The sequence below is a fragment of the Stenotrophomonas sp. 2YAF26 genome, from assembly GCF_052114625.1.
GTDB classification, from domain to species: domain Bacteria; phylum Pseudomonadota; class Gammaproteobacteria; order Xanthomonadales; family Xanthomonadaceae; genus Stenotrophomonas; species Stenotrophomonas indicatrix.
The window spans coordinates 1-25397 of the sequence record NZ_JBFRFC010000017.1 but is presented as its reverse complement, the minus strand read 5'-3'; the positions used below and the strand labels follow the sequence as shown (position 1 = coordinate 25397).

25 protein-coding genes and 1 tRNA gene are annotated in these 25397 nt (G+C 67.4%); 10 read left to right on the top strand and 16 right to left on the bottom strand.

All coding sequences use genetic code 11. The features are described from left to right. Nucleotides 1-140 precede the first annotated feature (140 nt). The 9 genes from thrC to AB4Y98_RS17165 form a co-directional block, all read right to left on the bottom strand. The gene (thrC, locus tag AB4Y98_RS17205) at nt 141-1430 is read right to left on the bottom strand and encodes a threonine synthase (protein WP_442244786.1); all 1290 of its coding nucleotides are present in this window, start codon (nt 1428-1430) and stop codon (nt 141-143) included. Nucleotides 1431-1459: 29 nt separating this feature from the next. Then, nucleotides 1460-2374 (bottom strand): homoserine kinase, encoded by a 915-nt coding sequence (locus AB4Y98_RS17200; RefSeq protein WP_442244785.1) that lies wholly within the window; start codon nt 2372-2374, stop codon nt 1460-1462. Then, nucleotides 2371-4875, bottom strand: a complete 2505-nt coding sequence (gene thrA, locus AB4Y98_RS17195) for a bifunctional aspartate kinase/homoserine dehydrogenase I (RefSeq protein WP_442244784.1) — start codon at nt 4873-4875, stop codon at nt 2371-2373. The genes AB4Y98_RS17200 and thrA overlap by 4 nt, the downstream gene beginning before the upstream one ends. Nucleotides 4876-4960: 85 nt before the next feature. Further along, the gene (locus AB4Y98_RS17190; RefSeq protein WP_442244783.1) at nt 4961-5098 is read right to left on the bottom strand and encodes a hypothetical protein; all 138 of its coding nucleotides are present in this window, start codon (nt 5096-5098) and stop codon (nt 4961-4963) included. A gap of 138 nt (nt 5099-5236) precedes the next feature. Next, nucleotides 5237-6187, bottom strand: a complete 951-nt coding sequence (locus AB4Y98_RS17185; RefSeq protein ID WP_025874852.1) for a DMT family transporter — start codon at nt 6185-6187, stop codon at nt 5237-5239. A gap of 67 nt (nt 6188-6254) precedes the next feature. Next, nucleotides 6255-6974 carry a helix-turn-helix domain-containing protein gene (locus tag AB4Y98_RS17180; RefSeq protein ID WP_442244782.1) on the bottom strand — a complete coding sequence of 240 codons (720 nt, stop codon included), beginning with the start codon at nt 6972-6974 and terminating at the stop codon, nt 6255-6257. Between the two features lie 42 nt (nt 6975-7016). Further along, nucleotides 7017-8069 (bottom strand): linear amide C-N hydrolase, encoded by a 1053-nt coding sequence (locus AB4Y98_RS17175; RefSeq protein ID WP_442244781.1) that lies wholly within the window; start codon nt 8067-8069, stop codon nt 7017-7019. A 63-nt stretch (nt 8070-8132) separates the two neighbouring features. Beyond that, nucleotides 8133-8546, bottom strand: coding sequence for a DUF6691 family protein (locus AB4Y98_RS17170; RefSeq protein ID WP_336027675.1), 414 nt, complete (start codon nt 8544-8546; stop codon nt 8133-8135). Continuing rightward, complete coding sequence (locus tag AB4Y98_RS17165) at nt 8543-8980, bottom strand: YeeE/YedE family protein (RefSeq protein WP_312786772.1); 438 nt, start codon at nt 8978-8980, stop codon at nt 8543-8545. Before AB4Y98_RS17165 ends, AB4Y98_RS17170 begins: the two co-directional genes overlap by 4 nt. Before the next feature lie 117 nt (nt 8981-9097). Here AB4Y98_RS17165 and AB4Y98_RS17160 point away from each other — a divergent pair, with 117 nt between their 5' ends. Continuing rightward, on the top strand, nt 9098-9385 hold the full coding sequence (locus tag AB4Y98_RS17160; protein WP_312786777.1) for an ArsR/SmtB family transcription factor: 288 nt from the start codon (nt 9098-9100) through the stop codon (nt 9383-9385). A gap of 3 nt (nt 9386-9388) precedes the next feature. Here AB4Y98_RS17160 and AB4Y98_RS17155 read toward each other — a convergent pair whose 3' ends face one another. The 5 genes from AB4Y98_RS17155 to AB4Y98_RS17135 all read right to left on the bottom strand — a co-directional run bounded on the left by AB4Y98_RS17155 (nt 9389) and on the right by AB4Y98_RS17135 (nt 15530). Next, nucleotides 9389-9817: a BLUF domain-containing protein gene (locus tag AB4Y98_RS17155; RefSeq protein ID WP_312786773.1), complete on the bottom strand. Its 429-nt coding sequence runs from the start codon at nt 9815-9817 to the stop codon at nt 9389-9391. An 82-nt stretch (nt 9818-9899) separates the two neighbouring features. Further along, nucleotides 9900-11039, bottom strand: a complete 1140-nt coding sequence (locus AB4Y98_RS17150; RefSeq protein ID WP_312786774.1) for a hybrid sensor histidine kinase/response regulator — start codon at nt 11037-11039, stop codon at nt 9900-9902. Beyond that, entirely contained in the window at nt 11036-11611 is a 576-nt protein-coding gene (locus tag AB4Y98_RS17145; RefSeq protein WP_442244780.1) for a chemotaxis protein CheB, read from the bottom strand. Before AB4Y98_RS17145 ends, AB4Y98_RS17150 begins: the two co-directional genes overlap by 4 nt. Then, nucleotides 11611-12435 carry a CheR family methyltransferase gene (locus tag AB4Y98_RS17140; RefSeq protein ID WP_032951761.1) on the bottom strand — a complete coding sequence of 275 codons (825 nt, stop codon included), beginning with the start codon at nt 12433-12435 and terminating at the stop codon, nt 11611-11613. Before AB4Y98_RS17140 ends, AB4Y98_RS17145 begins: the two co-directional genes overlap by 1 nt. Then, complete coding sequence (locus tag AB4Y98_RS17135) at nt 12432-15530, bottom strand: response regulator (RefSeq protein ID WP_442244779.1); 3099 nt, start codon at nt 15528-15530, stop codon at nt 12432-12434. The genes AB4Y98_RS17140 and AB4Y98_RS17135 overlap by 4 nt, the downstream gene beginning before the upstream one ends. A gap of 151 nt (nt 15531-15681) precedes the next feature. Between AB4Y98_RS17135 and AB4Y98_RS17130 the strand changes: the two genes are divergently transcribed. Together AB4Y98_RS17130 and AB4Y98_RS17125 are read left to right on the top strand one after the other, a co-directional pair. After that, nucleotides 15682-16836, top strand: a complete 1155-nt coding sequence (locus AB4Y98_RS17130; RefSeq protein ID WP_442244778.1) for a two-component system sensor histidine kinase NtrB — start codon at nt 15682-15684, stop codon at nt 16834-16836. Then, a complete protein-coding gene (locus tag AB4Y98_RS17125; RefSeq protein ID WP_394196354.1) occupies nt 16833-17192 on the top strand; it encodes a response regulator in 360 nt (119 codons plus the stop codon). The genes AB4Y98_RS17130 and AB4Y98_RS17125 overlap by 4 nt, the downstream gene beginning before the upstream one ends. 262 nt (nt 17193-17454) lie before the next feature. Here the strand turns inward: AB4Y98_RS17125 and AB4Y98_RS17120 are convergent, their stop codons facing one another. Then, nucleotides 17455-17919, bottom strand: a complete 465-nt coding sequence (locus AB4Y98_RS17120) for a GNAT family N-acetyltransferase (protein WP_312786624.1) — start codon at nt 17917-17919, stop codon at nt 17455-17457. A gap of 45 nt (nt 17920-17964) precedes the next feature. Further along, nucleotides 17965-18041, bottom strand: a tRNA-Arg gene (locus tag AB4Y98_RS17115). 185 nt (nt 18042-18226) lie between these two features. Here AB4Y98_RS17115 and amaB point away from each other — a divergent pair. The 7 genes from amaB (at nt 18227) to AB4Y98_RS17080 (ending at nt 24861) form a co-directional block, all read left to right on the top strand. After that, complete coding sequence (amaB, locus tag AB4Y98_RS17110; protein WP_248148690.1) at nt 18227-19759, top strand: L-piperidine-6-carboxylate dehydrogenase; 1533 nt, start codon at nt 18227-18229, stop codon at nt 19757-19759. Continuing rightward, nucleotides 19759-20547, top strand: coding sequence for an SDR family NAD(P)-dependent oxidoreductase (locus AB4Y98_RS17105; RefSeq protein ID WP_442244777.1), 789 nt, complete (start codon nt 19759-19761; stop codon nt 20545-20547). The genes amaB and AB4Y98_RS17105 overlap by 1 nt, the downstream gene beginning before the upstream one ends. A gap of 187 nt (nt 20548-20734) precedes the next feature. Then, nucleotides 20735-21025: a DUF4190 domain-containing protein gene (locus AB4Y98_RS17100; protein WP_025874887.1), complete on the top strand. Its 291-nt coding sequence runs from the start codon at nt 20735-20737 to the stop codon at nt 21023-21025. A gap of 7 nt (nt 21026-21032) precedes the next feature. Then, nucleotides 21033-21803: a class I SAM-dependent methyltransferase gene (locus AB4Y98_RS17095; RefSeq protein ID WP_442244776.1), complete on the top strand. Its 771-nt coding sequence runs from the start codon at nt 21033-21035 to the stop codon at nt 21801-21803. 9 nt (nt 21804-21812) lie between these two features. Beyond that, on the top strand, nt 21813-22868 hold the full coding sequence (locus AB4Y98_RS17090; RefSeq protein WP_312111879.1) for a quinone-dependent dihydroorotate dehydrogenase: 1056 nt from the start codon (nt 21813-21815) through the stop codon (nt 22866-22868). A gap of 8 nt (nt 22869-22876) precedes the next feature. After that, entirely contained in the window at nt 22877-23941 is a 1065-nt protein-coding gene (murB, locus tag AB4Y98_RS17085) for a UDP-N-acetylmuramate dehydrogenase (protein ID WP_051584982.1), read from the top strand. Between the two features lie 32 nt (nt 23942-23973). Then, nucleotides 23974-24861 (top strand): DMT family transporter, encoded by an 888-nt coding sequence (locus AB4Y98_RS17080; protein ID WP_032976099.1) that lies wholly within the window; start codon nt 23974-23976, stop codon nt 24859-24861. Nucleotides 24862-25397: the final 536 nt, after the last annotated feature.

Sequence of the window (25397 nt, the reverse complement as noted above, 5' to 3'; positions counted from 1 at the left end):
GTATCGGATTGCCGGCCAGCGGCCGGCACTACCACGATCGATTGGTGACATCTGCGGTTGCCGGCCAGCGGCCGGCACTACCCGTGATGCGTGCTTCTGGTAGTGCCGGCCGCTGGCCGGCATCCACGCAGACGCCTCCATCAACGCAACAACACCTCACGCAATGCCGCGTAGTCCGCCGCCAATGGCTCGGCATGTGCCGGACGCTGCAGCAATGCATCCAAGGTCGGCGGCACCGCCACTGCTTCGCCGATCAACGGTTCCACCACCGCCTCGAACTTGGCCGGGTGCGCGGTAGCAACCACCGCCCAGTCGCCCTTGGCGCCACCGGCGCGCAGATCCTGCAGCACCTTCACCGCCGTGGCCGTGTGCGGGCAGAACAGCTCACCGTCGCTGGCATGCGCGCTGGCGATGGTCGCGCGGATGGTCACGTCATCCACTGCGAAGGCGCGGAACGCCGCCCGCAGCTCGGCATCATCGCCCTGGTACAGCCAGCGCAGCCGCTCGAAGTTGCTGGGCGCGCCGACATCCATGGCGTTGGCCACGGTCGCAATGCTGGCCGCTGGCTGGTACCGGTCGCCACTGAAATAGCGCGGCAGCACCGCGTTGGCGTTGGTGGCCAGCACGATCTGCCCGATCGGCATGCCCAGCGCGCGCGCCAGCACTGCCGCCATGGCGTTGCCGAGGTTGCCGGTCGGCACCACCAGGTTCAAGCGCCGCTGATGCTGCGCATGATGGCTCAGCGCCGCGTGCGCGTAATAGCTCATCTGCGGCAGCAGCCGGCCCAGGCTGATGCTGTTGGCGGAGCTCAGCGGCACCTGTGCCTGCAGATCGCGGTCGGCCAGCGCCTGCTTCACCATCGCCTGGCAATCATCGAACGAACCGGCCACCCGCAGTGCCTGGATGTTGTCGCCGAAGCAGCCGAGCTGATGCGCCTGTCGCGGCGACACCCGCCCATCGGGATACAGCACCACCACGCGTACACCGGTCTGCCGATGGAAGGCCGCCGCTACGGCTGCACCGGTGTCACCGGAAGTGGCCACGACGATGGTCAGATCGCGTCCCTTGCCGGTCTGCAGCCGCGACAGCACACCGGCGAGGAAGCGCGCGCCGATATCCTTGAACGCCGCCGTCGGCCCGTGGAACAGCTCCAGCACATGGTCACCGCTGTTGCGCAGCGCGCGCAATGGCACGGGGAAATCGAAGGCCTCGCGGCAGATCGATGGCAAGGCCTCGGCCAGCGCATCGCCCGCGAAGAATGGCGCCAGCAGGTCAGCGGCGGTGTCGGCCAGGGCTGCACCGGCCTGCAGCGTCCGCGGCGCCGGCAGCGCCTCCGGAACGTACAGCCCGCCGTCGGGCGCGAGACCGGCAGCGATGGCCGCACTGAGTCCAACGGCCGGCGACTGGCCGCGGGTCGAAACGAATTGCATGAGGTCAATATCCGGTAGGGAGGAAGGATTCAGCACAAGCAGGCTCCGGGTGCATCCAGCGGCGAGATCCAGGCATCACTGTCGAAGCCGGCAGCGGCAAACGCCGCACGCACCGGCTGCGCTGCCGCGCGCGCCTGGTCGGCATCTTCAAACCAGGCAAAGACGCTGGGCCCGGCGCCGGAAATGCCTGCGCCCATCGCGCCGGCGGCCAGTGCAGCGTCGCGTGCCGCGTCGAAGCCCACGATCAGGCCCGCCCGCCGCGGTTCCACCAGCACATCGCGCAGGCCGGCGCGCACCAGCGCGGCATCGCTGCGATGGCAACCGCTCAACACCAGCGCCAGGTGGGCACTCTGCGCGACGAATTCGCCCAGCGCATAGCTGCCCTGCAGCGCCTGTCGTGCCCGCCGGGTCTCCAGCACCGCATGCGGATGCATCAGCAGGCTGTGCCAGCTGGCCGGTACCGGAATCGGCACCAGGCGATCAGCCGTGCACAGCGCCACGCCGCCCAGCAGCAGCGGGCCGACGTTGTCACCATGGCGGCCACCGCTGGCCACGGCTTCGCCATCCAGTGCGAACGGATACAGCGCTTCGCGCGGCAGTGGTGCGTCCAGCAGTGCATTGGCTGCCACCAGCGCGGCCACGCAGGAAGCCGCCGATCCGCCCATGCCGGAGCCGAACGGAATGCCCTTGTCGATCTCGATGGCGAAACCGAAGCCCAGCCCCAGCGCTGCACGCAGCGAGATCAGCGCGGCCCCTGCTGTATTGCCTGGCGCATCCAGCGGCAGTTCGACCGCACTGCCACGGATCGCATCGATGCGCACCAACGGTTCGTCGATGCGGCGCACGCTCACCGTATCGCCGATACCGGCAATGGCGTGTCCCAGAATGTCGAAACCCACGGCCACGTTGGCCACCGATGCGGGCGCGAAGGCGCGTGCGATCACAGCCGCGCTCCTTCGCCGGCCGCCACCCGCAGCAGATCGGCGAACACACCGGCAGCGGTGACTTCCGGGCCCGCGCCCGGACCCTGCACCACCAGCGGGTTGTCGCAGTAGCGGCGGGTACGGAACTGCACCACGTTGTCGGTCAACCGCAGGTTGGCGAACGCGTGGTCGGCCGGCAGTTCCTGCAGGCCGACCGAGGCACCGTCCGGCCCCAGCCGCGCGACATAGCGCAGCACTGCACCGCGCTCGCGGGCCTCATGCAACCGCGCCGACAGCGCGTCGTCCGATTCGCTCAGGCGGCCCATGAAGTCGTCCACGCTACCCTCGCGCAGCAGCGCCGGCACCAGACTCTCCACCTGCACCTGCTCCAGGCTGAGCGCGTGACCGGCCTCGCGGGCGAGGATCACCAGCTTGCGCGCGACGTCCACACCGGACAGGTCATCGCGCGGATCCGGCTCGGTGTAGCCCATCGAGCGCGCCTGCGCGACCAGTTCCGAGAACGGCTGGCTGCCGTCAAAACGATTGAACAGCCAGGCCAGCGTGCCGGAGAAGATGCCTTCGATCGCCAGCACTTCGTCTCCGGTATCCACCAGGTCACGCAGCGTGGTGATCACCGGCAGGCCGGCACCCACCGTGGCCTCGTAGCGGAAGCGCGCACCACTGGCCGCCGCCGCCGCGCGGATGCGCTGGTAGCGTGCCAGCGGACCGGCGCYAGCCTGCTTGTTCGGGGTCACCACATGGATGCCGGCGGCCAGCCARYCTTCATAGCGCTCGGCRACCTCGGCGCTGCCACTGCAGTCGATCACCACCGCGTGCGGCAGATGCGCGGCCAGCAGGTGCTCGGTGAAGTGGTCCAGATCGCTGGCCTGGCCGGCGTCCTGCAGCGCCTGGCGCCAGTCTTCATGCAGGCCATCGGCCTCCAGGCGCATGCGCGAGCGTGACGCAAGCGCGCGCAGGCGCAGATCGACATTGGCCTTGGCCAGCAACTGCGGGCGCGCCGCCAGCAGCTGGTCCAGCAGCGCAGCGCCAACATTGCCCGGACCGATCACCCCCACCGCGAACGTCTGCGGCGACAGCCAGAACCCGGCATGCGCGGCACGCAGCGCGCGGGTCGCGTCGGCGCTTGCCACCGCCACCGAGATGTTGCGTTCGGAGGACCCCTGCGCGATCGCCAGGATGTTCACCTGCGCCCGGCCCAGCGATTCGAACAGCCGTGCAGCCACACCCGGCTGGCCTGCCATGCCATCGCCCACGGCGGCCAGCACGCTGACGCCCTCGCTGACCTGCACCCGCTGCACCTGGCCGGCGGCCAGCTCGTGCGAGAACGCCTGCACCACGGCATCGCGACCACGCGCCGCTTCGCCTGCGCGGACAACACAGCAGATCGAATGTTCGGAAGAGCCCTGCGAGATCATCACCACCGAGACCTGTGCCTGGCGCAGCGCGGCGAACACCCGTTCGGCGGTACCCGGCACGCCGATCAGGCCGGTGCCTTCCAGGTTCAGCAGGGCCAGATCCGTGCTCAGCGTCAGCCCTTTCACCGGGCCACGTGGCGAGCGCTCGGCGCTGATCCGCGTACCCGGATGGCTGGGCTGGAAGGTATTGCGGATGAAGATCGGCAGGCCCAGCCGGATCGCCGGTGACATCGTCTGCGGATGCACCACTTTCGCCCCGAAATAGGCCAGCTCGCAGGCCTCGTCGTAGCTCAGCGCGTGCAGCTGCACGGCCTCCGGCACCAGCCGCGGGTCGGCCGACAGCACGCCGTCGACGTCGGTCCAGATATGCAGTTCATCGGCGGCGAACAGTGCGGCGAAGATCGCGCCGGAGTAGTCACTGCCGTTGCGGCCCAGCGTGGTGACGCGGTCCTGGCGGTCGCGGGCGACGAAACCGGTGGCGACCACGCGCGACTGCGGGTGCTGCAGCCGCCACGCGGCAAGGCGGCCGGCACTGGCATCCCAGTCGACATCCACGCCCAGTTCGCCGTGGCCGACCACCAGCACATCGCGTGCATCCAGCACCGCGCAGTCCTCGCCCAGCGCGCGCAGGTGGGTACCGAGCAACTGTGCGGAGAACACTTCGCCCAGGCCCTGCACGCGGTCGAGCACCTCGCGTGGCAGTTCGCCGATCACCGCCAGCGCGGCCAGCACCTCGGCCAACTGATCGAAGCGTGCATCGATCCAGTCCACGGTATCGCCCACCTGCTCACCCAGCAGCGCTACCGCGGCACCCCGATGCCGCGCGCGCAGCGCATGCCACGCCTCCTGCCAGCCGGCATCGCCCTGGGCTGCCAGGTGCGCCAGTTCAATCAGCGCATCGGTAACCCCCTTCATGGCCGAGACCACGCTGACCTGCAACGACTCGGGGCGGGCCAGCAGCAGGCCGGCGACATGGCGATAGCGCTCGGCGTCGGCCACCGAGGTGCCGCCGAACTTGTGCACGACAGTGGACGGTGCGGCCAGTGCGGACGCGGCAGGCGAATGGGCGGGGGCGATGGAAGACATGCAGACCTCGGTTGGAGGCCCCGTCGCATGCAGGTGGTCGAGTTTCCCCGTCACCTGGATGGTGCGGGGCCGTTGTTTTCGGGAGTTACACGAAGACGACGGGCCGCACCAGGGCAGTGGTGACGGTGGTGGTGGTAATGGTGGTGGTGATGGCGACCGGCGCAGTCGAACGGCCCGCAGCAGCGGAGTCGATCAGGCGGGCAGTGGCGGCATCAAGGACCATGGCGTACAGAAAACACCGCCGCGATGGCCGCTGTCAAGTGTTGCGGCGCAATATTTCTTTGCGGCGATCATCGGCCAACGTGCCGGCATTTGGTTGCAAATGAGACAAAACAGTGATCGTCGGCCTCAATGCGTCGATTCAGCCGACATGTTCGGTGATTGCGCGCGGCGTGCGATGCGCATGCGCGCACAACAGCACCCCGCCCACCAGCAGCACGATCGCCAGCAGTTCCAGCAGGCTGGGCCAGCGCCGCTGCCAGGCGAAGGCGTACAGCAGCGCGAACAGGGTCTCGAACACGATCATCTGCCCGGTCAGGGTCAGCGGCAGCAGGCGACTGGCCCGGTTCCAGAACGCATTGCCGAGGATCGAGGCGACCACCGCCACGCCGGCGCTGATGGCCCAGAACCCACCCCATTGCGCAGCGGTATGCGCCTGGTTGTGTCCACTGAACGCCATCGGCACCAGCAGCAGCGACAACCCGCCGGTGGTGACGCCGGTGAGCAGTGACCAGTCGTGGCTGGAAAGGTCGGGCCGCCGCGACAGCCAGCGGCTGTTGCCGATGGAATACAGCGCCCACGAGAACAACGCACCGAACGCGCACAGCAGGCCGATCAGGCGTTGCCGCCAAGGCGTGCCCAGATGCTCGGACATCAGCGCCTCCCAGCCGACCATCGCTACGCCGAGCACGCACAGCGCCAGCGCCGGCAGCAGCTGCTTCAACGGCACCGCACCCTGCTCGCGCACGCCCACCAGGGTGACCACGACCGGAATCAGGCCGACAATCAACGAAGCAGCGGCGCCACCGGCCCACTGCACCGCCGTGGCCAACAGCAGGAAGTACACCAGGTTGCCGGCCAGGCTCAGCCACAACAGGCCGATCCACTCGGCGCGACCGAGCTTCGGCGCCAGCCGCTTCCAGCGCGGCAGCAGCAGGACCACGGCGATCAGGCCATAGACCAGATAGCGGCCGGCGGAAAGCTGCAGGGCATTGAACGTGCTCAACACGGCGGGCGCGAGGAAGACCACGCCCCACAGCGCACCGGCGGCGATGCCATTGGCGATGCCCAGGGCAATCGGGTTGTTGCGCATTGCAGGATCACAGCAAGAACGGGCCGCGCAGTGTAAGCGGCCCCTTGCCGGCCGGTCTTGACCGAGGCTACTGCCGGTTCGCTTGCGCAGCGTTGGGTGTGGCTCGCCGCCATGCCGCCGGCGTCTGCCCGCATTCGCGGCGCAGCGCACGGGTCAGTGCACTCTGCTCGGAATACCCTGCGGCCAGTGCGATATCGCTGATCGATGCCGGGCTGACCCGCAACTGGTGCTTGGCCCAGCGCAGGCGACTGGCACTGAGCCACGCCTGCGGGCTGAGCCCGAACTCACGCCGGAACACCGCATGCAGGCGGCTTTCACTGATGCCGACAAAGGCAGCCATGCGCGCCACCGACCACGCCTGCCCCGGCATCGCCTCGACCGCAGCGCACAGGCCCTGCAGGCGGGCACCACTACCGGCAGGCGCGAAGGTCCGCAGCAGTTCCGGCAACAGCGCAGGCACCGGCTGCCCTGCCTGCACCCGGGCAAGCCGCTGCCGCAGTGACGCAGGTAGATGCAGCCAGCGCTGCCGGCACAGATACTCCTGGGTCGCGTCATCGAGCACACTCGGCCCGCAGTCGACAATCACGAAACCGTTGGGACCATCGGCCATCTGGTCGTGCGCCTCGCCGGCAGCCACGAATGCCCCCTGCAGAAGGTCAAGACGGCCGCCCCTGCCCTCCGTCTCGAACTGCAGCTCACCCAGCAGTGGCAGCACCCACTGCGCATAGTCGTGGCGATCCAGGCCGGTGGCCTGACCGTAGTGCCGTAGATGGAAAATGGCGCCCATTCGCCCAGTGTGCGCGCGCCGCTGCCGGGCCGCAATGTTGCGCTAACCCTCCACGCCGAGGAAGGTAAACGGTGCGCTGGGCACGAAGTGCTGCAGCGCATCCCCGGCAAACGTATTGCGCTGGTCGCGGCCCAGATCAAGCTTGAGCACCTTGCCGCCGAAATCGACCTTGGTCAGATCGACCCAGAACGTGTTCGGGGTCAGCGCCGACTCGAAGAAGTACAGGCGCCGCTTGTGGTCGGCGACCGTGCGCCAGCGGGTGGACGAGATGTTGGGCTCGCCCGGCGTGGTGATGCCGAACGGTACCGATACGTTGCGAATCACGCTGAACACACTGGCCAGCGCCTCCACCGGATCTTCCGCTTTCGGAATCGCGTTGATGTAGAACGACGCGCGCGCGAAGCGGTCGGCCGAACGGTTGGTGCCCGGCAGCATCACGGTGCCACCGATCTGCTGCCAGTAGCTGTTCAACGCCAACTGCTGGTCGAAGATCGGCGAATTGGTCATCACCTGGTAGCGGCGATCGTGGTGGATCACCTGGCGCCCGCCGATGTATTCGACGATCGCGCTGTCACCCGTCGCATCGGACAGCGACAGGTGCAGCGTTGCCTGGCGGTCCTCGCCAGGCACCTTGTCGGTGACGATCGAATACGGCTCGCGCTGCAGGGCGGTCACCGCCTCTTCCACCGTCGCGAAATTATCCAGCACGTACTGCGCCCACAACGAGATGGACAAGCCGGGCTTGCCGCTGCGCTGGGCCGGATATTCCGACTCCACCAGCCACAGCAGGTTGGCGACCAGGCCCTTCTCGTTCATGCCATCGGTGGTGGAAATGTCATAGCCGGTGGCTACCACGCTGCCGTAGCGTGCAGTCCAGGCGATCGACCCCGGCCCCGCCTTTCCGGTGCGCGCAATGCCACGCGGCAACACGTAGAGATTGGTGGCCACGTCCACTTTCCAGTCCATCGAGCGGGCGGTGATGACATCACCGTTGTCGCCCAGATACACCGCGCGCGTGCAGGCCATCGCCGGCATTGCCGCCGTCGCCAGCGCCGCCGCCAGCAATGCGCTGCCTTTCCATTTCTTCCGTGCCATGTCGTGCTCCGTTCCCCGGGAAGGGTGATCTGAACCCCGCAACGGTGAGATGAACGTGAAGCCTCAACGCCACCAGCGATCATGCAGCCAGAAACCGGCGGCCATTGCTGGCACGAACCACAGGGCTTCGCGCGCCCCCACCGCCAATGCGGCCAGCGCTGGCCCGGGGCAATAGCCGACCCAGCCCCAGCCGATGCCGAACACTGCAGCCCCCAACAGCAAACGCGCGTCGACAGTCTGCGTCGTCGGCAGCTGAAAGCGCTCGGCGCAGCATGGCCGCTGCCGCCGCCGCAGCCAGAATTGACCCAGTGCACTGACCAGCAGCGCCGACGCCAGCACCCAGGCCAGCGTGGGATCGAAGTCGCCAGCCACATCGAGGAAACCGAGCACGCGACGCGGGTCGGTCATGCCGGCCAGCGCGAGGCCGGCACCGAACAGGCCACCGGCCGCGCCTGCGAACCAGACGCTGCGGCTCATGCCAGGCCTCCGCCGTGGCGTACCAGGAACGTGGTGAGCATCGCGCAGGCCATGAACACCAGCACCGCCATCAGGGATCGTCGTGAACCACGGGCGAGGCCACAGACACCGTGGCCGCTGGTGCAGCCATTGCCCAGCCGCGTACCGAAGCCCACCAGCACACCGGCACCGATCAATTGCCAGGCCGGCAGTGCGTCACGCAGCAAGGCGCTTGGTGGTTGCCCCGTGCCCGCCTGCCAGCGCAACACCGCCGCAGCAGCCAGCATCAGTCCGAGCAGGAAGGCCCAGCGCCAACCACGATCACCACGCGGTGCGGCCGCGGCGCCGGCGGTGATACCGCTGATGCCCGCTACCCGACCGAGCGTGGCGAGCAGCAGCACCGCCGACGCACCGATCAGGCCGCCGCCTGCAATTGCCGCCCATGGCAGGTTCATGCCCTGCCCCTCTGCATCGCGCGCATCGGCTTGCCCTTCAATTTAGATTTCTCTAAATTAGACTTTCCTGAACTACCGGGTCAAGCCGTGCCCAGCATCACCACCGACAGTGCCGCGATGGCCACGCATGCCGCACAGGCGGCCGCCCTGCTGAAATCGCTGGCACACCCGGCGCGGTTGCGTGTGTTGTGTCGTCTGGTGGAAGGCGAAGCACCGGTGCCGGAACTGCAGGCCGTGACTGGCCTGAGCGCATCGGCGCTGTCACAGCATCTGGCCGTGCTGCGCAATCTGGATGTAGTGGCAACGCGGCGGCAGGCACAGACACTGCACTATCGGCTGCTGGAAGGCCCGGCGCTGGGCGTATTGCAGGCATTGCACGCGGCGTACTGCGCACCGCAGCGCTAGCGATCAGCCCGCGCTGAGCGCTGGCCGCACGACTTCGGTCAACAGATCCACCGCGGTAAGCAATGCACTGTCACCGTTCACCGTGCGGGCGAACCCCGACCAGTCACCTGCGGAAAGCTGGCGCAGCAGCGCAGCGTCCACCGGCAACACGCGCATCGCCCAGTACGGAAACTGACGCTGGCCTACCCGGCCGCGCGCCAGTTCGACGATGTCGACATGGCTGCCGGCCTGCAGGATGCGCTCGTATACCGAATCGATGCCATCAGGCGGGCCTTCGATGTACTGCAGGAAGCGCTCGCTGTCATGCAGCAGCACACCGGTCACCCCTGCCATCTTGTTGAAGCGCGCGGCATCCTCGACCAGCGTCTGCAAACGCTCGGCGGACAGATCCGGCTTGGCCTGGCTGACATAGGCGATGGCACGCAGTGGCATGGAGCTTCCTTTGCAAGAATGGTGCCACGGTAGCAGTTGCGGACGAGCCCGTCTCAGTTCGCTCACGCGCCAGCTGAAGAATTCAGGAAACCGCCGGACTACGCAAATCGGAACGACGAGGCAGCAGCGCCTCGAACACCACGTGCCCCGCCTCGTTGCGCGCGCTCAACCGTCCACCATGGGCACGCACGAACTGGTCAACGATGTACAACCCCAGTCCGAGCCCGTTGCTCTGATGGAAGCTGGCCTTGAAGGGTTCGAACAGGCGCGGCAGCAACGCCTCATCGACATGGCCGTTGTTGCGCACGCGCAGCGCGACCACACGTGCATCGCCACCATCGACCTGCACCTGCACCGTCGCGTCGGCGCCATGGGTGAGTGCGTTGCCGACCAGGTTGGCGACGATCTGACCAAGGCGATCCATGTCGCCCTGCAGCGTCGAATCGCCACGGACATCCAGGGCGATACGATCGGTTCGATGGCCGGCACCGGCCTCCACCAGCACCGCACGTGTCACCTCGGCCAGGTCACATGCACCTGTCTGCAGGCGAAGGCCACCGCTGCGGATCCGCGAAAAGTCCAGCAGCTGCTCGACCATGCGTGCCATCCGCAGCGTGCTGGCTTCCAGGTAGCTCAGTGTCTGCTGCGCACCGGCATTGTCGTCCGGCAGTTCCAGCGACAGCTTGTCGGCACACAGCAGGATGGCCGACAGCGGCGTGCGCAGGTCGTGGGTGAGCACCGCGGCCATGGTCTCGTTGAGCTTCAACGCGCGCTCCAGCGCTTCGTTGCGCGCCTTCAGCAGCTGCCGCTGCTGGTAGAGCTCGATGAACACGTTGACCTTGCTGAGGATCACTTGCGGCGCCACCGGCTTGTGCAGGAAATCCACCGCGCCGGTCTCGTAGCCCTTGAACACCCGCAGCGGATCATCCGGCGAGGCGGTCAGGAAGATGATCGGCACATCCCGGCTGCGCTGCGAGCCGCGCATCAGCTCGGCCAGCATGAAACCGTCGATCTCCGGCATGTGCACGTCCAGCAGCGCCAGCGCTACCTCGTGCTCCAGCAGCAGCTCCAGCGCCTGCGCGCCAGAGTCCGCCAGCAACAGGTTGACGCCCTCGCGGCGCAGCAGCGCCTGCATGGCCACCAGGTTCTGCGGCACGTCGTCGACGATCAGCAGGTTGACCGGCGCCTGCGACTGGGCAGGGTCCGGCGGCAGCAGGTTCATGCAAACAACTCCTTCAGGCGACGACACATCAGTTCAAGGGGCAGCACGGCGTCGGCGCCGGCATGCTGCAGGGCAGAGGCCGGCATCATCGATGCCTCGGCCTCCTCGGGACATTGCAACCACGCCTGGCCGCCAGCGGCGCGCACCGCGGCCACGCCATCGCTGCCATCGCTGCTGGCACCGGTCAGCAGGATCGCCAGCACGCCCATGCCGAACGCGGCTGCGGCCGATTCGAACAGCGGATCAATGGCCGGCCGCGAGAACAGCACCGGTTCGTCCATCGATAGTGCGATGGCCTGCGTGTCCTCCACCAGCAGGTGGTAGTCCGGCGGTGCGAACGTCACCGTTCCGGCCTGCAGGGGCTGCTTGTCCTCCGCTTCGCGCAGGACCAACGTGCAGTACGGCGCCAGCACCTCGGCGATGCGGCTGGAACGGTCGCGCGGCAGGTGCAGCACCACCAGCACCGGCACCGGCAGGGTGGCCGGCAACGCACCCAGCACGATCTGCAGGGCGGCCACACCACCGGCCGATGCGCCGATCACCACCACGTCAGGGCGGAACATCGCCGCCATCAGGCCACCTTCCGGTACAGGCGGTGCTCCCGCGAACAGGCTTCGAAGGCATCGTGATGGCGACCGAACTGCAGCGACTCCTTGCTGCCCAGGCCGAGGAAGCCGCGATGCACCAGGGCTTCGCGGAACAGGCCCACCGCCCGATCCTGCAGGTCGCGGTTGAAATAGATCAGCACGTTGCGGCAAGACACCAGGTGCACTTCCGAAAACACCGTGTCGGTGGCCAGGCTGTGGTCGGCAAACACCACGTTGCGGCGCAGCTGGCGGTCGAAGACCGCGCCGTCGTAAGCGGTGCTGTAATAGTCCGACAATGAAGCGGTGCCGCCGGCGGCGAGGTAGTTCCGGCTGAACTGGGCGAGGCGGTCGATGCCATAGGCGCCGGCCTCAGCCGTGGCCAGTGCAGCGGGGTTGATGTCGGTGGCGTAGACGATGCTGCGCTCAAGCAGGCCTTCCTCGTGCAGCAGGATCGCCAGCGACCACACTTCCTCGCCGGTACTGCAGCCGGCCACCCACAGCTTCACCGAGGGGTAGGTGCGCAACACCGGTACCACCTGTTCGCGCATCTGCCGGAAATACTCCGGGTCACGGAACATCTCCGAGACCTGCACGGTGAAGAACTGCATCGCCTGCGCGAACAGCTCCGGCTCGTGCAGCAGCCGATGCTGCAGGTCCGACAGGCGCTCGCACTCGTAGCGCTGCATGGCCTGGCTGACGCGACGGCGCAGCGAGGACACCGCATAGCTGCGGAAGTCGTAGTGGTAGCGCTGGTACAGCGCTTCCAGCAGTACCTTCAGCTCCAGGTCGAACAGCGCCTGCTCGTTCATTGCCGCGAGCACCAGACCCGGCACAGCGACACCAGCTTGTCCACGTCGATGGGCTTGGCGATGTAGTCGTTGGCACCGGCCTGCAGGCAGCGCTCACGGTCATCGGGCATGGCCTTGGCGGTCAGCGCGATGATCGGCAGGTCCTGCAGGTGGCGCTGCGCGCGAATCTCGCGCATCGCCTGCAGGCCATCCTTCTCCGGCATCATGATGTCCATCAGCACCAGGTCCACCTCGCGCTGGGCAAGGCGGTYGACGGCCTCCTGGCCGTTGCGGGCGATCTCCAGCGTCACCCCCAGCGGCTCCAGCACGCTGGACAGCGCGAAGATGTTGCGCACGTCGTCCTCGGCCAGCAGCACGGTGCGTCCATCGAGCACGGTGTCGCGGCGGCGCGCTTCGCGCAGCAGGCGCTGCTGGTCGCTGGGCAGGTTGGCCTCCACGCTGTGCAGGAACAGCGTCACCTCGTCGAGCAGGCGCTCGGGCGAGCGCGCACCCTTGATGATGATGCTCTTGGAGTAGCGGCGCAGGCGCTGCTCTTCTTCGCGGCTGAGGGCACGGCCGGTGTAGACGATGACCGGCGGGAAGCCCACCTCATCATTGCCTGCCATGTGCTCGAGCAGGTCGTAGCCACTGCCGTCGGGCAGCGACAGGTCCATCACCATGCAGTCGAAGGTGACCGTGCTCAGCTGCTCCACCGCTGCGGCAAGCGTACCGACAGCGGCGATCTGCAGCTGATCGCGGCCCAGCAGCAGTTCCAGGTTGCGGCGCAGATCGTTGTCGTCCTCCACGATCAGCAGGCGCCGCACGTCGCGCTGGCTGGTCTGTTCAAGCTGTTCGATGGCAGCCACCAGGCGCTCGCGCGTGGTCGGTTTGATCGCAAAGCCGATCGCGCCCAGTTCGCGCGCCACCTGGCCGCGGTCCATGCCCGAGACCACGTGCACCGGAATGTGCCGGGTGTCAGGGTTGCGCTTGAGTCGTTCAAGCACGGTCAGGCCGGAGACGTCCGGCAGGCCGATGTCCAGCAGGATGCCGTTGGGACGCAGGTCTGCCGCCAGCGCCAGCGCCTCTTCCGCCGTGGTAGCCACCACGCAGTCGAAATCAAGTTCGTGCGCAAGCGTCACCAGGGCTTCTGCGAAGACCGCATCGTCCTCCACGGCCAGGATCAAGCGCCCCGCATGACGGCGGCGGCCGCGGTCATCGGCCACCGCTGCCACCGGCGCGCCACTGGACCGCTGGGCAAGGGGGGCTGGTGCCGCGGTGGTCGCGGGTACCGGCTGCACGGGCACCGGTGCTGCGGCGCCTGCCGCGGCCTCGGCTGTCGGCGCGCCCTGCAGTGGCAATTCCAGAATGAAACAGCTGCCCCGGCCCGGCTCGCTGTCCACCTGGATGTCACCGCCCATGCGCACCGCAAGGTCACGCGAGATCGAAAGGCCCAGGCCGGTGCCACCGTAACGGCGGCGGGTGCTGCCATCGGCCTGGCGGAACGCTTCGAAGATCAGCTGCAGCTGGTCGCGTGCGATGCCGATGCCGCTGTCGGCCACTTCGAATCGGATCCGGCCATTGCCACCGCTGCGAACGTGCAGGCTCACCTTGCCGTGCTCGGTGAACTTGACCGCGTTGGCCAGCAGGTTCTTCAGGATCTGCTGCAGGCGCTGGTTGTCGGCCACCAGCTGGCTGGGGGCCAGGCCATCGGCCTCGATCTGCAGCGCCAGGCCCTTCTGCCGCGCCATCGGCTCGAAGGTCTCACGCAGCCGCTGCAGCACGCTGTCGACCACCACCACTTCATCGGCCAGTTCGACGTGCCCTGCTTCGATGCGCGACAGGTCCAGGATGTCGTTGATCAGCGCCAGCAGGTCGTTGTTCGACGACAGGATGGCGCGGGCGTACTTGACCTGCTCGTCGCTGAGCGAGCCGTCCTTGTTGTCGGCCAGCAGCTTGGCCAGGATCAGCGAACTGTTCAGCGGGGTGCGCAGCTCGTGCGACATGTTGGCCAGGAACTCGGACTTGTAGCGCGAGGTGGCGGCCAGTTCATTGCTGTTGCGCACCAGCTGCCCCTGCGCCACCAGCAGCGCCTGCTTCTGCGCCTCCAGCTCGTGGGTGCGTTCTTCCAGCTGCACATTGCTCTGTTCCAGCTCGGCCTGCTGCTGTTCCAGATGCGTCTGCGACTGCATTAGGCTGCGGCTCTGCTCTTCCAGCTCCTCGTTGGCCACGCGCAGTTCTTCCTGCTGTGCCTGCAGCTCTTCGCCCTGGCGCTGTGACTCCTCCAGCAGCACCATCAGCTGCCCGCGCAGCATCGAGGTGCGCAGTGCCATGCCGATCGTTTCGGCGCAGCGCTCCAGCAGTTCGTCATCCAGTGCACGCTGATCGCCCACGACCGAGCGGCCGAGCTCGATCACGCCAACCACGGCACCGTCACTGCTGACCGGGGCGAGGATGCGCTCGCGCACAGGCACACGTCCCAGGCTGGTCTGAAGTTCCAGCGGCGCCGCTTCGCCCCCCTGCAGGTGGCGCGTCAGCTGGTCGCGGGCCACCTGGCCTGCCACTCCTTCCTGCAGGCCCAGTGTCGCCGGGATACCGGTCGGCAATGCCAGTCCACCGGTCAGCTGCAGGCGGCCACCATCCAGCCGATAGAGCGCTCCAACGTCCGCACGCAGGTGGGTCGCCAGCGCCGTCACCGCGGCTTCGGCGATCTGTTCCGGTGCCAGCTCGCCGCGCAGGCCCAGCGCCACCGCGTTCTCCGCTTCCTGCAACCACAGCGCACGCATCGCCTCGCGCCGCGCCTGGATGGCACGCGATGCGATCAGCGCGATCATCAGGAAAGCCGCGCCACCGATCGACCGGTTGACGAACGAGAAGGATGAGTTGTTGCTGGCCGGCGCAACGTTGTAGCCCACCGCCAGCAGCACGCAGGCGCTGACGGCAACCACGAACGGCACCCGGGCGCTGCGCTGGAACACAGTGACCCCGATGGCCATGAAATAGGCCAGCCACACGGCGTAGCCCAGCGGCACCACCAGTTCCAGCGCGGCCGTGGCCGCCACCAGCACCGCCGACGTCATCCAGATCCAGCGGTCACGCGTAGTCGCACCAGGACGCATGAAGGTCGGTTCCATATTGGAAAAGGGGGCTGATGTTACTCCGTGTCGCATTCAGCCGCATACGACCAATGGCACGGGCGTTTCGTGCACACCTTCTTCACACTCTACTGCCTACGTTCTCGTCCCTCACATAGGTAATACGCATTTCATCGTGGTCGCTGCCGCTTCGACGCCGTCCGTGCTGACGGACCCTTCCCGACAGCTGCGACTGCTGATCGACAGCGTGCGCGACCATGCGCTTTACCTGCTGGATCCCGATGGCATCGTCTGCAGCTGGAATCCCGGCGCCGAACGCATCAAGGGCTACCGGTCGGAAGAAGTCATCGGCACCCACTTTGGACGCTTCTACCTGCCAGCCGATCGCGATGCCGGCGAGCCGCAGCACCTGCTGCGACTGGCGGCGGAAAGCGGACACCATGCCGCCGAAGGCTGGCGGGTGCGCCGTGACGGGTCTCCGTTCCGTGCCAGCGTGGTCATCGAGTCGGTGGTCGAGAACAGCGAGCTCGTAGGCTTCGTCAAGATCACCCGCGACATCACTGAACAGTGGCAGGCGCAACGGCTCCTGCGCGACGCGCAGCGGGCGCTGCGCCAGACCCAGCAGTTCGAGACGGTCGGCCAGCTCAGCCGCGGCCTTGCCCATGAATTCAACAATCTGCTGACCACCATCGTCAACGCGCTGGACCTGCTGTCCGCACGCATGGGTGATGACGAGCGTGCCAACGCCCTGCTCACCACCGCGCAGGCGGCCAGCGATCGTGGCGCACTGCTGACCCGGCAGCTGCTGGCCTTCAGCACCGGGCAGACCCTGATCCGCGAAACGCTGGATATCAATGCACGGATCCGCGACTGGTTGCCCGCCCTTCAGGCCACCTGCCCTGCTGGCGTCACCCTGGAAACCGCACTGGCTGCGGGCCTGCCTGCCATACTCAGTGATACCGTGCAGCTGCAGACGGCGCTGACCAACCTGGTCGGCAACGCCGCGGATGCCACCGTTGGAGGCGGTCGGGTACTGATCGCCACCGCGCTGGAACACCGCATGGACCCCGACGCCGACACATCCCGGCAACGGACCTATGTGACGTTGAGCGTCTGCGATGAGGGCCACGGCATGGCCCCGGACATCGCCGAACGCGCGACCGAGCCTTTCTTCACCACCAAGGACATCGGCAAGGGCAGCGGCCTGGGCCTGAGCCAGGTGTTCGGATTCACCACCCAGAGCGGCGGCTTCGTAGACGTGTCCACCACGCCCGGTGTTGGCACCACGGTCAGCCTGCTGCTACCCGCCACAGAGGAACCCAACCCATGACCGATGATCCGATCCGCGTACTGATGGTGGAGGACCAGACCGATCTGCGTGAGATGATCGGCCTGGCCCTGCGCGACTTCGGCATCGACGTGGCGACCACGGCGGATGCGCAGGAAGCGGTCGCCCTGCTGCAGGGCGGCACGCGTTTCGATGTGGTGTTCAGTGACATCAGCATGCCCAACGGCATGTCGGGCATCGAGCTGAGCGAGCATGTGGCACGGGACCAGCCGCAGGCGCGGATGATCCTTTCCTCCGGCTACGCACGCTCGCAGTTGCCGCCGTTGCCCGAGCAGGTGGAATTCCTGCCCAAGCCTTACCGGTTGCGACAGCTGGTGGAGCTGCTCAGGCAGGCCTGAGTCACCGCTGCGACGCCAGGCATGGCTTGGCGTGCCGCGCTGCTACCAAGGCACGAAGAGCAGGATCAGCACGATCACCAGCAGCACGGCGGCGACGGTCAGCAGCACGTTGCGCTGGCGCCACGAAGGCTTGGGGGTGCCGGGGGTATTCATGGGGGCGCTCCTTGGCAACCGGTGGGGACGGCACCAGACTGCCGAGTCCGCTTGCAGCAGCGCGTGCACAGGATGTGCAGCGGGAGTGCAGAGCCGTGCCCTTTCCCGCTCAGGTTGTACGGCGGGCCATGAACAGCAGCTCCGGCGTGGATGCGTCTTCGCTGGCGACAAAGCCGAGGTCGCGGTACAGCGCCACGGCCACCTGATTGTCCCTATAGACCTTCAACGTCAGTTGCACTGCAGCGGTGCGGCGAGTGGCTTCGGCGCACAGTGCGGTCATCAGCACCCGGCCCAGGCCACGGCCGCGCGCCTGCGGCGACACGATGATGCGCCCAAGGTGGGTGCTGCCAGGGGCCGTCTGCCAGTACTGGCCAAAGCCCACGCAGGTGCCGTCGGCGTCCAGCAGTGCCCGGCCCGGGCGATCAGACAACGCCAGCGCAGCGGCAAAAACGTTGGCAGGCAAGGGAAACGGCACACCGGGGCCGGCCCAGCGCAGGGTCGCCCCTGGCGAGTCGAGCCAGCCAGCGATGACCGCGAAATGCGAAGGGTGGACGGGCTGCAGAACGTGATCCATGGCGCCGGCATTGTGGCGGGCACGAGCCGATGCACCCGACGTGGATGGTGACCCCGGCCCGATTCGAACGGGCGACCTTCCCCTTAGGAGGGGGACGCTCTATCCAGCTGAGCTACGGGGCCATGCAGCCGCCAAGTTTACAGGCAAGCCGCCCTGCCCTCCAAGCTTTCATCTGCCACACCATAGCCACTGGCGCGGCGCACCATGGCCAGTCCGGGCGCTCTGCTACCATCGGCGGCTCAGTTCGTCGCGCCCCCACCTGCCCGCGGCGGCACCAAACACAACGTAACGAAACACAGGAGTCTGCATGTCTTCCGAGCTGCTCAAGTCCCTTGGTCTGGACGCGATCAACGCTGGCACCTACCTGGGCAACGGGGAGTGGTCGAGCGCTACCGGTGGTGAACTGATCACCCCGATCAATCCGACCACGGGCGAGCCGATCGCGCAGGTCCGCGCCACCACCGAAGCCGAGTACGAAACCGTCATCGCGCGCGCCCAGGAAGCCTTCAAGGTCTGGCGCACCACGCCGGCCCCGCGTCGCGGTGAAGCCGTGCGCCTGTGTGGCGAAGCGCTGCGCAGGAACAAGGACGCCCTCGGTTCGCTGGTCGCGCTGGAAATGGGCAAGAGCAAGCCTGAAGGCGACGGTGAAGTGCAGGAGATGATCGACATCGCCGACTTCGCCGTGGGCCAGAGCCGCATGCTGTACGGCTACACCATGCATTCCGAACGCCCCGGCCACCGCATGTACGAGCAGTACCAGCCGCTCGGCCTGGTCGGCATCATCAGCGCGTTCAACTTCCCGGTGGCGGTGTGGGCATGGAACTCGTTCCTGGCCACGATCTGCGGCGACATCTGCCTGTGGAAGCCGTCCAACAAGACCCCGCTGACCGCCATCGCCTCGATGCGCATCTGCAATGAAGCGCTGCGCGATGCCGGTTTCCCGGATCTGTTCTTCCTGATCAACGACGCCGGCACCGCGCTGTCGGAAAAGATGGTGGCCGACAAGCGCGTGCCGCTGATCAGCTTCACCGGCTCCACCCAGGTCGGCCGCACGGTCGCCGAGAAGGTCGCGCACCGCCTCGGCCGCTGCCTGCTGGAACTGGGCGGCAACAACGCGATCATCCTCGACGAAACCGCCGACCTGAAGCTGGCGATTCCCGGCATCGTGTTCGGTGCGGTCGGCACCGCCGGCCAGCGCTGCACCACCACCCGCCGCCTGATCGTGCACGAATCCATCCATGACGACGTGCTGGCCACGCTGGTCAAGGCGTACAAGCAGGTGGAAGGCAAGATCGGCGATCCGACCGACCCGGCCAACCTGATGGGCCCGCTGAACAGCGACGGCGCCGTGCAGCAGTTCCTGGCCTCCATCGAAAAGGCCAAGGCCAGCGGCGGCACCATCGAAACCGGCGGCACGCGCATCGACCGCGCCGGCAACTTCGTGCTGCCGGCCATCGTCACCGGCCTGAAGAACAGCGATGAAGTGGTGCAGCACGAGACCTTCGCGCCGATCCTGTACGTGATGAAGTACAGCACGCTGGACGAAGCCATCGACATGCAGAACGGCGTGCCGCAGGGCCTGTCGTCCTCGATCTTCACCACCAACCTGAAGACCGCCGAGCGCTTCCTGTCGGCGGCCGGTTCGGACTGCGGCATCGCCAACGTCAACATCGGCACCTCGGGCGCGGAAATCGGTGGCGCCTTCGGTGGTGAGAAGGACACCGGCGGTGGTCGTGAATCTGGCTCGGACGCATGGAAGGTCTACATGCGCCGCCAGACCAACACCATCAACTATTCGGATTCGCTGCCGCTGGCACAGGGCATCAAGTTCGACCTGTGATGGCGGAGAGCGCCTCCCCGCGCGACGGCCGGCCGGTGATCGATTTCACCGGCCGCCGGGTGCTGATCGCCGGTGGCAGCAAGGGCATCGGCCGCGAACTGGCGCTGGCCTTCGCTCGCGCCGGTGCGCAGGTGTCGGCCTGCGCCCGCGGGCAGGCGGGGCTTGACGCCCTGCAGGCCGATGCGCAGGCCCAGGCCACGCAGCTGCACACCTTCGCCACCGATCTGGGCGACCTCGGCCGCATCGGCGCCTGGCTGCAGGCCGCTGCCGATGCGCTCGGCGGCATCGATGTGCTGGTCAACAACGCCACCGGCTACGGCATGGCCGATGACGAAGACGGCTGGGCCGCCAGCCTGCAGATCGACCTGATGGCGGCGGTCCGCGCCTCGCGCCTTGCGCTGCCGTGGCTGCGTGCCTCGTCCGATGCCTGCATCCTCAATCTGTCCTCGATCGCCGCGCAGCAACCGCGTCCCGGCGGCGCACCGTATGCAGCGGCCAAGGCCGCGCTGTCGCATTACACGACGTCGCAGGCCCTGGCACTGGCGCCGGACCGTATCCGGGTCAACGCCATCGCACCGGGCTCGATCGAATTTGCCGATGGCCTCTGGGATCGACGTCGTGTCGAAGATCCCGCCCTGTACCACGGCACCCTGGCGAAGATTCCGTTCGGCCGCTTCGGGCAGCCGCGCGAGATAGCCGATGCCGCGCTGTTCCTGTGCTCGCCGCTGGCGCGCTGGATCACCGGCCACGTGCTCAATGTCGATGGCGGCCAGGTATTGATGGGCTAGCGCCGATCCCTCGGTAGCGGCCAACCTTGGTTTGCGCCGCATTCGTCGACCAAGGTCGACGCCTACCAGAGCCACCCCGCTCCCGGCTCCGATGGTTGCCAACCTTGCCTGGCAGCCTTGCATTGGCCGGACCATGGGATTGCCAGGGCAGAGGCACTATCATGTAAGCACTGCCACGGAGGACTCGATGAGCGTGCCACCCCGACAGAGCAACGCCCTGGCCGTGGTCAGCCTGATCGCGGGCATCTGCAGCTGGACCGTGCTGCCGGGTGTCGCCGCCCTCGTTGCCATCATCACCGGGCACCTGGCCCGCGCCGAGATCCGCCGCCGCGCTGGCGAACAGGACGGCGATGGCATGGCCCTGGCTGGGTTGATCATGGGCTGGCTCAACATCCTCGCTGCGGTGGGCCTGGTGGCCATCCTGATCTTCGCAATGGTGGCCGCCGGCGCCGACGCCAAACCTGGACTGCGCTGGTGAAAGCACGATGACCTCCGCCGACAGCACTGAACGCTTCAGCAGCCGGGTCGCGGACTATGTCCGCTACCGCCCGGACTATCCGCCTGCCCTGATGGACTGGCTGCATGGCTCCATGGCCGTGGCAACCAGCGCGCGTGTCGCTGACATCGGCGCCGGCACCGGCATCTCCAGCCGGCAGTTCCTGGCCGCCGGCCATCCACTGGTCGCCGTCGAACCCAACGCGGCGATGCGCGCGGCCGCCGAGCACTGGCTGGCGCCGCAGTATCCGCAGTTTTCCGCCGTCGATGGCCGCGCCGAGGCCACCGGCCTGGCCGAGGCCAGCGTGGACCTGGTCGGCGCCGCGCAGGCCTTCCACTGGTTCGACACCGTGGCCGTGCGCGCCGAGTGGCAGCGCATCCTGCGCCCGGGCGGGCTGGCGCTGATCTACTGGAATTCGCGCCTGCTCGATGCCAGCCCGTTCCTGGTCGGCTACGAACAACTGCTGCTGGACTACGGCACCGACTACACCGCCGTGGCCGAACGCTACCAGGACGACGCCACCATGCAGGCCTGGTTCGGCTCCGGCCTGCGCGGCATGGTGCAGCTGCCGAACGTGCAGCATCTGGACCTGGACGCCCTGCGCGGGCGCCTGCTGTCTTCTTCCTACGCGCCGCAGCCCGGCCATCCGCGCCACGCGCCGATGCTGGCTGCGCTGCAGGACCTGTTCGCCGCCCACGCGGTCGACGGCCAGGTCGCTTTTGAATATCGAACCCGAGCCTTCCTCGGCACGCTGGACTGAAACCAACGCATGTATTCGCTTGCCCGCCCCTTCCTGTTCTCGCTCGACGCCGAACGCGCCCACGGCCTCGGCCTGTCCGCTCTGGACCTGGCCTATCGCACCGGCACCACGCCGCTGGTGGCCGCACGCATCGCGCCGATGCCCAGCACGGTGTTCGGGCTGACGTTCCCCAATCCGGTCGGCCTTGCTGCCGGCCTGGACAAGAATGGCGAGCACATCGATGCACTGTTCGCGCTGGGCTTCGGCTTCGTGGAGATCGGCACGATCACGCCGCGACCGCAGGCCGGCAACCCCAAGCCGCGCCTGTTCCGGCTGCCTGCGCACAACGCGATCATCAACCGCATGGGCTTCAACAACGCCGGCGTGGATGCGCTGGTGCGCAACGTCGAACGCGCGCGCAACCGGCGCGGCCTGCTCGGCATCAACATCGGCAAGAACAAGGACACCCCCAACGAACAGGCGGCCGATGACTACATCGCCTGCATGGACAAGGTGTACCCGCTGGCCGACTACATCACCGTCAACATTTCCTCGCCCAACACGGCCGGCCTGCGCGAGCTGCAGGAAGAGACCGCGCTGCGGCAGCTGGTCAGCCAGCTGCGTGAGCGCCAGGAAGCACTGGCCGCGCAGCATGGCCGGCGCGTGCCGATGCTGGTGAAGGTGGCCCCGGACCTCAGCGAGCGCGACATCGATGCCGCCGCGCGCGTACTTGGCGAACTGCAGGTGGACGGCGTGATCGCCACCAACACCACCATCGACCACAGCCGGGTTGCCGGCGATCCGCTGGCCAATGAAGCCGGCGGGCTGTCCGGCGCACCGGTGCTGGAACAGTCCACCCTGGTACTGCGCCGCCTGCGTGCACGCCTGCCCGAATCGGTGCCGCTGGTCGGTGTCGGCGGCATCCTGTCCGGTGCCGACGCCGTGGCCAAGATGGCTGCCGGTGCGGCGCTGGTGCAGTGCTACAGCGGCCTGATCTTCAAGGGCCCGGCATTGGTCGCCGAGTGCGTGGAGGCGATCCGTCGCCGACGCGAGGCGCCCAGCCGCGGCGCGGTGGCACCCCTGTGAGCACGCCCATGGACGACACCAACAACGCTGCAGCACCGCTGCGCTGGACCCTCACCCACAACGCGCCGCTGCAGGCCCTGAACACGTTCCACGTGCAGGCCAGCGCAGCGCAGTTGCTGGAACTGCACGATGCCGCGCTGCTGCCGGAGGTTCTGGCATTGCCGGAAGTGGCCAATGGCCCGCTGCTGGTGCTCGGCAGCGGCAGCAATGTGCTGATCGCAGAGGACCTGCCCGGCACCGTGCTGGTGTTCGGCAACCGCGAAATCAGTTTCCTCGAACACCGTGCGGACCATGCGGTGATCCGCGCCGGCGCCGGCGTGTCCTGGCACGGGCTGGTGATGTGGTCGCTGCAGGAAGGCCTGTCCGGCCTGGAAAACCTCGCGCTGATTCCCGGCACCGCCGGCGCATCGCCGATCCAGAACATCGGCGCCTATGGCGCGCAGGTCGGCGAGTTCATCCAGACCGTAGAGGCCTGGGACTGCCAGGAAAAAACCTGGGTACGGCTGGACAACGAACAGTGTGGCTTCGCCTACCGCGACAGCGTGTTCAAGCAGCAGCCGGACCGCTACCTGATCACCGCCATTGAACTGAAACTGCCGCTGCTGCACGACCTGCGCATGGGCTACGCCGGCATCCGCGAAGAACTGCAGGCGCAGGGCGTGGAACTGCCGAGCGCGGTGGACGTGGCCAATGCAGTAATCGCGATCCGTCGCCGCAAGCTGCCCGACCCCGACGTACTGGGCAACGCAGGCAGTTTCTTCAAGAACCCGGTGCTGCCGCTGGAACAGGTGGAAGTGCTGCTGCAGCACTTCCCCGAGCTGCCGGTGTTCCCGGCAGACCGCGACGACCGCCGCAAGGTCTCGGCCGCCTGGATGATCGAATCCTGTGGCTGGAAGGGCTTCCGCGAAGGTGATGCCGGCGTTGCGCCCAGCCACGCGCTGGTGTTGGTCAACCACGGCAACGCCACCGGCACTGAACTGCTGGCGCTGGCACGGCGGATCTCCGCTTCGGTACTGGAGAAGTTCGGCGTGCCGATCGAACCGGAGCCCCGCCTGCTCGGCGCACAGTGGTGAGCACACCCGCCCTACCCGCCAGCGCCACCCCATTGCGGGCGGCGCTGCTGATGCTCGGCAGCACCATGGCGTTCGGACTCATGGCGGTGGCGATCCGCTACGCCACCCGCTACGTGCCGACCCAGGAAGTGGCGTTCTTCCGCAATGCCTTCGGCCTGCTCGCCCTGCTGCCGATGCTGCTGCGCCCAGGCCATGCACCGCTGAAGACCCAGCAGCTGCCGCGCTATTTCCTGCGCAGCGCAATCGGCCTGGGGTCGATGCTGTGCGCGTTCTGGGCATTGGGCCACCTGCCCCTGGCACAGGCCGTTTCGCTGTCCTACTCCACCCCGTTGTTCGTCACCATCGCGGCGGTGCTGTGGCTGGGTGAAACGGTACGCGTACGGCGCTGGGCAGCGGTGGTGGTCGGCTTCATCGGCGTGCTGGTGATCGTGCGGCCGGGCACGGCCGGCTTCACGTCCGGCAGCCTGATCGCGGTGGCCGCCGCCGTGCTCAGCTCGCTGGTGGCGATCCAGATCAAGCAGCTCACCCGAATCGACAGTGCCGACACCGTGGTGCTCTACACCTACGTGTTCTGGGTACCGCTGTCGCTGATACCGGCCTTGTTCGTGTGGGTCTGGCCCACCGGCATCGCCTGGCTCTGGCTGCTGGCCACCGGCGTGCTGGGCACCATCGGCCAGTTGCTTTGGACGCGCGCACTGCGCCTGGGCGAAGTCTCCGCGTTGACCCCGATCAGCTTCCTGCAACTGCCGCTGGTGACCTTGTGTGGCTGGCTGTTGTTCGCCGAGACGGTGGATCGCTGGACGATCATCGGCGCCGGCATCATCCTCGCCGCCAACGCCTACATCGCCCATCGCGAAGCGGTGCTTTCACGGCGTGCAGCGAGCGTCGCCGCGAGCGCAGCGGCCAAGCCGGCAGAGTAAGAGGTCCGGCCGGGCTGCGCCCGGCACCCGTGGTAGTGCCGGCCGCTGGCCGGCAACCTCAACAGCAACGGCAACAGCGGGCATTCCGTGGGATGGCGGGTTGGTGTCGGATTGCGGGGACGCCGTGAATCCGTCCATGGAGGCTTGGCAGCCGCATCCATGCGGCTGACACCCCGCAATCCGACACCACCCCACCTCTGACAGATCTCCGCGATCGGGTAGATCCACGCCATGCGTGGATGAATCTCCATCGAAATCGAACATTCCGACAATTGATTGAAGAGCATCCACGCATGGCGTGGATCTACGTGTCGACCAAGGTCGACACCCACCAAGAGCAAGTCATGCCATCCCAACAGATTGCGGAGATCTGTCGAAGGCGGGGTGGGTCCGGTTGCGGGGGTGTCCGCGGCATGGATGCCGCGGCCAAGCCTACAGGGACGTATTTACGGCGTCCCCCGCAACCGGACCCACCCCGCCGGCCAAGCCTACAGGGACGTATTTACGGCGTCCCCCGCAACCGGACCCACCCCGCC

Bases quoted from the DNA above. Each gene is read 5' to 3' on its own strand.
- thrC (WP_442244786.1), bottom strand. From the start codon at position 1,430: ATGCAATTCGTTTCGACCCGCGGCCAGTCGCCGGCCGTTGGACTCAGT.
- AB4Y98_RS17190 (WP_442244783.1), bottom strand. From the start codon at position 5,098: ATGGTCCTTGATGCCGCCACTGCCCGCCTGATCGACTCCGCTGCTGCG.
- AB4Y98_RS17185 (WP_025874852.1), bottom strand. From the start codon at position 6,187: ATGCGCAACAACCCGATTGCCCTGGGCATCGCCAATGGCATCGCCGCC.
- AB4Y98_RS17180 (WP_442244782.1), bottom strand. From the start codon at position 6,974: ATGGGCGCCATTTTCCATCTACGGCACTACGGTCAGGCCACCGGCCTG.
- AB4Y98_RS17175 (WP_442244781.1), bottom strand. From the start codon at position 8,069: ATGGCACGGAAGAAATGGAAAGGCAGCGCATTGCTGGCGGCGGCGCTG.
- AB4Y98_RS17170 (WP_336027675.1), bottom strand. From the start codon at position 8,546: ATGAGCCGCAGCGTCTGGTTCGCAGGCGCGGCCGGTGGCCTGTTCGGT.
- AB4Y98_RS17165 (WP_312786772.1), bottom strand. From the start codon at position 8,980: ATGAACCTGCCATGGGCGGCAATTGCAGGCGGCGGCCTGATCGGTGCG.
- AB4Y98_RS17160 (WP_312786777.1), top strand. From the start codon at position 9,098: ATGGCCACGCATGCCGCACAGGCGGCCGCCCTGCTGAAATCGCTGGCA.
- AB4Y98_RS17155 (WP_312786773.1), bottom strand. From the start codon at position 9,817: ATGCCACTGCGTGCCATCGCCTATGTCAGCCAGGCCAAGCCGGATCTG.
- AB4Y98_RS17150 (WP_312786774.1), bottom strand. From the start codon at position 11,039: ATGAACCTGCTGCCGCCGGACCCTGCCCAGTCGCAGGCGCCGGTCAAC.
- AB4Y98_RS17145 (WP_442244780.1), bottom strand. From the start codon at position 11,611: ATGGCGGCGATGTTCCGCCCTGACGTGGTGGTGATCGGCGCATCGGCC.
- AB4Y98_RS17140 (WP_032951761.1), bottom strand. From the start codon at position 12,435: ATGAACGAGCAGGCGCTGTTCGACCTGGAGCTGAAGGTACTGCTGGAA.
- AB4Y98_RS17125 (WP_394196354.1), top strand. From the start codon at position 16,833: ATGACCGATGATCCGATCCGCGTACTGATGGTGGAGGACCAGACCGAT.
- AB4Y98_RS17120 (WP_312786624.1), bottom strand. From the start codon at position 17,919: ATGGATCACGTTCTGCAGCCCGTCCACCCTTCGCATTTCGCGGTCATC.
- amaB (WP_248148690.1), top strand. From the start codon at position 18,227: ATGTCTTCCGAGCTGCTCAAGTCCCTTGGTCTGGACGCGATCAACGCT.
- AB4Y98_RS17105 (WP_442244777.1), top strand. From the start codon at position 19,759: ATGGCGGAGAGCGCCTCCCCGCGCGACGGCCGGCCGGTGATCGATTTC.
- AB4Y98_RS17100 (WP_025874887.1), top strand. From the start codon at position 20,735: ATGAGCGTGCCACCCCGACAGAGCAACGCCCTGGCCGTGGTCAGCCTG.
- AB4Y98_RS17095 (WP_442244776.1), top strand. From the start codon at position 21,033: ATGACCTCCGCCGACAGCACTGAACGCTTCAGCAGCCGGGTCGCGGAC.
- AB4Y98_RS17090 (WP_312111879.1), top strand. From the start codon at position 21,813: ATGTATTCGCTTGCCCGCCCCTTCCTGTTCTCGCTCGACGCCGAACGC.
- murB (WP_051584982.1), top strand. From the start codon at position 22,877: ATGGACGACACCAACAACGCTGCAGCACCGCTGCGCTGGACCCTCACC.